At 38.5% G+C, this 1,905-nt stretch carries 3 protein-coding genes; all 3 read left to right on the forward strand.

The annotated features are described in order from the left end of the window. Positions 1-258 precede the first annotated feature (258 nt). The 3 genes from GQR46_RS19190 to GQR46_RS19200 all read left to right on the forward strand — a co-directional run bounded on the left by GQR46_RS19190 (position 259) and on the right by GQR46_RS19200 (position 1,817). Positions 259-642 carry a hypothetical protein gene (locus GQR46_RS19190; protein ID WP_121955128.1) on the forward strand — a complete coding sequence of 128 codons (384 nt, stop codon included), beginning with the start codon at positions 259-261 and terminating at the stop codon, positions 640-642. 228 nt (positions 643-870) lie between these two features. Next, entirely contained in the window at positions 871-1,116 is a 246-nt protein-coding gene (locus GQR46_RS19195; RefSeq protein ID WP_002958040.1) for a DUF4235 domain-containing protein, read from the forward strand. A gap of 392 nt (positions 1,117-1,508) precedes the next feature. Further along, on the forward strand, positions 1,509-1,817 hold the full coding sequence (locus tag GQR46_RS19200) for a hypothetical protein (protein ID WP_165742120.1): 309 nt from the start codon (positions 1,509-1,511) through the stop codon (positions 1,815-1,817). The last annotated feature ends 88 nt before the right edge of the window (positions 1,818-1,905 follow it).

Below are 1,905 nucleotides of genomic sequence, written 5' to 3' on the forward strand. Positions count from 1 at the left end.
TTATGGTTATTACCGTGCTTACCAATAAAATTAAAAACACCAACAGAGCATTATTTTTCATGCGATTTGAAGGTTAAAACAAAGACGCTTATCCTCTTCAATTCCCCTACCCAGTTACAATTGTGTTTTATTAATTCAGTAAAGAGTCAGTCTAATTTTGTTATCACTGTGGTTCATTTTTCGGTGCGCATGAATCGTAAAATACTGTGCTAAATCTTCTTTTTATATTGCCCTGCTATCAGCAGATATAGGCCATCCATGGATTACGAAAACAACTTCTTAAGTCAATCACAACAAGCTGCACTGCAACAAGCGATGGTCAATACCAAGCTTTTAAACAGCACTTCAATAAATACTAACAACATGCCAACACCTGAACAGCAAGCTTATGGTGTTATTGCTGTCGCGCTTTACCGCTTTAATTTACAAAAAATAAAATGGTCATTATTTTTAAAAACAGCAATAAAATTAACTACTAATGTTTGCCAATGGCTGGCCACCGAACTCACAAGATGCCAGCAAGAATACAAAGCCCAACCTAATGACGCTGTAATAATTGAGCAAAACGCTCTTTTGAATGGTATTTTTAGCGAAGAACTCGCCTATATCGGTGCCTTACTAGGAACTGAAGCACAAGCTTAATAAACCTCCTAAGCGTGAGTAAAATAACCTTTCAGTTAAACGCTCTTACTTTTGTCGTAATCTCACTCAAAGCTTTACGCTTAAATTTGTAAAACTTTGAGTGAGTTTTTTATATAACTGTGCTTATTACTCAAACATCTATCGGTACGTAAATTGCTGTTATTAATATTCTTACTTAAAGAGTTATACATAAATAACGCTGCCGTTATTTATAAAAAGGAGAACATTATGAGTAATAAACAACTAATTACGACTATCGGTATAGGTCTCGCCGCTGCATCTGCAGGTATGTTAACAAGGAAAACTTTACAAAAATCGTGGGAAAAGGTTACCAACGAACCAGCCCCAAAAGATAGACCAAGCGAAGAAACAGATCTTAAAGAGGCCGTTACATGGGCAGTAGTCTCAGGTATTGGTGCGGGTGTTGCAAGAATGGCCGTACGTTATGTGCTAGACAAGCGCCGATCTAAATAAACCGACCCGATTGATACCTCTTATAAGTATTAAACGTAATACGATGAGGCTCAAAAGACGGCTTGCGACAGCTACTCCTTAGTTGTCGCAAGCAACTTGGCAAAACTCTAGTTAAGGTTATTTAACTATTGAGTTGAAAAAACACATTAATATTAATGTCCAAATTAAGGTTCTGTAATAAAATTTGAAATGTCGGATGGCACGGCTACGCCGCTTATCCGACTTACGAAAGTTGGAAAAGCCAAAGGCGCCTTGCGACATGCACTCCAGATTTTAAACAGATACGCTCTATTAAACATTAACTCCCTTTCAAAGTTGTTGCCTGCCTACAAGCTTGCGTATAATGCCCGCATTCCGGCTGCATTTTTTAGCCGCTAACTTGGATTTTAATAATGAAAAAACTCTCTGCAGTGCAAGTAAAACAGCAAGCACTTGTACTTAATACTGCTGAAAAATTAGAAGAACAAGGCCGCGCTGAGCTCCGAGGCATGCTGCAATGCTGGTTTGATGTGGAATACCACTTATTTCCAAGTACACTACTGCTGTGCTTTCAGTTTGAAAACGAGCAAGCCTTAGCGGCCGCAGAGCCTGACTTATTAAAGTGGCAAAAACGCTTAAGCGGCGCAATGCTTAAAAAGGGCGTGATTTTAAAAGATATGCGTAAACATTTAAAATTTACGCTCAAAGGGCCTGATGAATAATTAGGAAGGTTTAAAACTATATTTTGGCTTACGCTCGTGTCACCGCAAGCGCATAAAACCATAATGAAAAGCCGTTGCATTGCTGCAA

The sequence above is a fragment of the Pseudoalteromonas sp. Z1A6 genome (assembly GCF_011378745.1).
Classification (GTDB): domain Bacteria; phylum Pseudomonadota; class Gammaproteobacteria; order Enterobacterales; family Alteromonadaceae; genus Pseudoalteromonas; species Pseudoalteromonas arctica.